This window comes from Burkholderia sp. Ac-20379 (assembly GCF_017104645.1).
In the GTDB taxonomy this organism is placed as follows: Bacteria; Pseudomonadota; Gammaproteobacteria; order Burkholderiales; family Burkholderiaceae; genus Burkholderia.
The window spans coordinates 1-4,175 of the sequence record NZ_JAAGPF010000466.1 but is presented as its reverse complement, the minus strand read 5'-3'; the positions used below and the strand labels follow the sequence as shown (position 1 = coordinate 4,175).

Annotated in this window: 1 protein-coding gene; it reads right to left on the bottom strand. The window is 72.5% G+C overall.

Going from position 1 to position 4,175, the window contains the following annotated elements; translation table 11 throughout:
* A partial coding sequence (locus G3N92_RS31415; RefSeq protein ID WP_206131430.1) for a beta-ketoacyl synthase N-terminal-like domain-containing protein occupies window positions 1-4,175 on the bottom strand: 4,175 nt, incomplete at both ends.

Here is a 4,175-nt window from a genome sequence, read left to right as displayed (position 1 = left end):
GCGAGCCTCACGCGCGACGGCGTCGCGGCCGCCTCGGGCTGCGCGACGACCGGCGCAGCCACGGCCGGATCGTGCCGCGACCGGGCCGGATCCGGCTCGACGGCCGGGGTAGCGGCTTCGGACGCGGCCTCGGATGCGATCTTGGACGCGACCTCGGAAACGCCCTTGGAAATGGCCTCGGAAAGAGTCTTGGAAGCAGCCTCGGAAACGGTGTCGGAAGCGAGCTTGGACGCCGTCCCGGACGCAGCCGCAGCCACGGCCCCAAGCGCGGCCCCAGCCGCAGATGTCGCCCCAGCCTCAACCGCGGGCTTGGACGTTTCCCCAGCCTTCGGCGACGCGCCGTCCACCCAGTAGCGCTTGCCTTCGAACGGATAGGTCGGCAACGGAATGCGGCGCATGCGATGCGTGCCGAACAGCGTGCCGTAGGGCAGACGCTCGCCGGCCAGATAGCATCCGGCCAGATCGCTCAACGCCTGCCGGTAGGCCTGGCTGTCGCCGCCGGCCCCATCGGCCAGGCGTTCGATCAGCAAGCTGCCCGGGGAATCGGGCAGTACGCCGTCGTGCGGATCGCGCTCGTCGAGCGCCGCCACCCGCACCGCCGAATCGGGCGCGGCGTTCAACCAGCCGCGCAGGTGCGCCGCCAGCTCGGCGGCATCGCGCACCACCACCGCGAGGCGATGCTGGCAATGCTTGCGCCCCGCCAGCAACGTGAAGGCAAGGTCGCCGCAAGCCAGCGCCGGGTCGCGCTCGAGACGCGCGAGCAGGCGCTCGGCCTGCCGCCGCAGCACCGCCTCGCTGCGCGCCGACAGCACCACCAGATAGGCCGGCAACGCGGCCGGCACGTGCGCTTGCCGCGGCGCTTCCTCGATCACCGCATGGGCATTGGTGCCGCTGAAGCCGAACGAACTGATCGCGGCGCGGCGCGGCGCGTCGTGCGCCGGCCACGGCTGCGCCTGCGCGTTCATGAAGAACGGGCTGGCCGCCATGTCGATCGCCGGGTTGCCGCGTCCGACGTGAATCGCGGGCGGCAGCGTCCGGTGTCCGAGCGCCAGCAGGATCTTGACCACGCCGGCCACGCCGGCCGCCGTGGTGGCATGGCCCAGGTTCGCCTTGATCGAACCGAGCGCGCAGAAGCCGCGCTGCCCGGTATCGGCCCCGAACGCGCGCGTCAGCGCGGTGTGTTCGATCGGATCGCCGAGCACCGTGCCGGTGCCGTGCGCCTCCATCATGCCGATGCTGAGCGGGTCGATGCCTGCGTCGTCGTAGAGGCGGCGGATCAGCCGCTCCTGGGACAGCGCGCTCGGCGCCGTGATGCCGTTGGTGGTGCCGTCCTGGTTGGTGCCGCTCGCGGCGATCACGCCGAGCACGGTATCGCCGTCGGCCAGCGCCTGCGACAACGGCCGCAGGACCAGCGCCGCCACGGCCTCGCCGGGCACGATGCCGTCCGCGCCCTCGCCGAACGCGGCGCAACGGCCGGACGGCGACAGCATGTTGGCCTGATTCGCGTACAGGAAGAAGCGCGGCGAGGACTGCACGAACACGCCGCCCGCCAGGGCGATCTCCGAATCGCCGCTCCAGAGGCTCTGGCAGGCCAGATGCAGGGCCACCAGCGAACTGGAGCAGGCGGTATCGACCGCCACCGCCGGCCCCTTGAAATCGAGGTAATACGCGATCCGCGCGGGAATCAGCGAACTGGTGTTGCCCCAGAACGCCTGGCCCGGCGGCTGGGTTCGGAACAGTTCCTGGTAATCGCCCGCGCTGCAGCCGACGAACACGCCGCAGCGGCGCCCGGCCATGTCCTCGCCCGCGTGCCCGGCGTGTTCGAGCGCCTTCCAGGCTTCCTCCAGGAACAGCCGCTGCTGCGGATCCATGTAGGTGGCCTCGAGGCCGGAAATGCCGAAGAACAGCGCATCGAACCGCGCGACGTCGTCGAGGAAGCTGCCGGCGCGGCACACCGTGCCGGGCGCGGCGTCGCGATACGGCGTATCGAGATCGAAGCGCGTCGCGGGCGTGACCAGATCGCGTCCGTTCAGCAGATGCGCCCAGAGCTCGTCCACATCGGCCGATTGGGCGAAGCGCCCGCTCATGCCGACGATCGCGATCGGCTCGCGGACGTGCGGCGCGGAAGCGGCACGGGCCGCAGGCGGTGGCTCGCCGGTACTTGCGCTTGCGCGTGCTTCGGCGTCGGCCGAACCGGCGGACGGCGTCGCGCCGGTGTCATGCGCATCGTGCGCGTCGTGAACCTGAGCCGCCGCGTGGACGGCCTCGGCCTCGGGCGCGGGGCGCTCCGCCGCATCGTCGGGGATCGCCATGCCACGCTGGGCCAGCGCGTCGGCCAGCCCGGCTTCGAGCTGCAGCACGGTGCTGTAATCGAACAGCAGCGTCACGGCCAGCTCGATGCCGAGCGCGGGCCGCAGCTTGGCCAGCAACTCGGCGCCGAGAATCGAATCGAGGCCGTAATCGGCGAACGGCGTGCGCAAGTCGATCGACTCGGGCGCGACGTTCAGCGTCTCGCCCAGCGCGCGAAGAATCGTGCCGCGCAATCCGCTGCCGCCAGCCGCGCGCGACGCGGCAGGGCGCGCCGCTTGCGGGACGGCGCGCGCCGCGGTGTGGCCCGATGCAGCCGATGCAGCCGATGTAGCCGATGTGGCCGATGTGGCCGACTGCGGTACCGATGCCAGCGCGGAAGCCGAAGCCGAAACCACCGCCTCGCCCGGCACAGCCATCCGCGCCGCCGCGATGATCTGCTGGCCGAGCGCATGCTCGCGCTCCGGCGTCGTGCCGGTCGTCGCGAATCCGCTGTCCGCCAGCACCTGCCGCCAGCCTTCGGGCGTGAGCGACGGCGAGCCGGGAATCCGGCGCGCGCCGTCGGTGAAACGCCACCAGCCGTCCAGCAGGCCGAACGTCAGGTGCGTGAACACGGTGGCCGCGCTCGTTTCGTTGAGCAGCAGCAGGCCGCCCGGCTTGAGCGTGGCGCGCACGTTGTCGAGCGTCGTGCGCATGTCGCGGGTGGCGTGCAGCACGTTCGCGGCGATCACCAGGTCGTAACCGCCTGCCTCCACGTCCTGCCCCGCCAGCGGCCGCTCGACGTCGAACAGCGCGGTGCGCAGCGCGGGCATCGCGTCGGCATAGTGGCGTTGCGCGCGAATCAGGAACGCGCGCGACACGTCGGTGAAGCGGTATTCGGCCAGCGCGTCGCGATCGTCCGCCAGCGCGGCGAACACCTTTTCGCTGGTGCCGCCCGTGCCCGCGCCGATCTCGAGCACGCGCAGCCGCGCGGCCGGATCGATCTCGCGACGATGGCGCACGAACGCGGCCACCGCCTCGGCCAGCCGCGCGCTGAACCGCGCCGCGACCGCATTTTCCTTATAGACGCGCTCGACCTGAGCCAGCGATCCGGACGGGAACATCACCGCCGTGGCCTGCGTCGCGCCGCTCAGGATGGCCGGCAAGGCGCGCACCGTGGTTTCCGCCAGCGCGATCTGCGCCAGCGGGCCGCCGTGCGCTTCGGCATCGCGCCGATAGGCTTCCCATGCCTGCCAGGCACGATCGGGATCGGCAGGGTCGTCCGCGCCGCCCGCCTGCCGCAGCAAGGCGTCGACCGCGTCGCGCCAGGCCGTGTAGGCGGGCACGAGCGGCGCGCCCGCCAAGGCGTGCAATTGCGCGCGAACCAGCGCCGCCAACTCGCGTTCGAGCCGCTCGTGATGCGCCAGCAGATCCGCCCGCGTGGGCGGCGCGCCGGGCGCATCGAGCACCGCCGACAGCGCGCGCTCGAGCGTCGGCGCGGCTGCCGCCGTCAACCAGTAGCGCTCGCGCGCGAACGGATAGAGCGGCAGGCCGACGATACGCGGCGCCACGCCGCGCGGCAGGCTTTGCCAATCGACATCCCAGCCGAGCACCCACAAGCCGAGCACCTTGTCGAGGCGGCCGCGCGCGATCCAGCGGCGCGCCATCTCGACGCTGTCCTCGTCGCCCGCGAGCGGCGCGAGCAGCTCGCGATTGGCCCGCGCGCTCCCGCCGTGCACGCCGGGATGGTCGCGGCCGTCGAGCCAGGCGCGCAAGCCCGCCGCCAGTTCCGCCAGGTCGGACGCTTCGATGGCCAACCGGGCATCCATCGCCTCGCGGCCCACCTGCAGCGTGTAGGCGAGATCGGCCAGCGACGGCGCGCCGGCGGC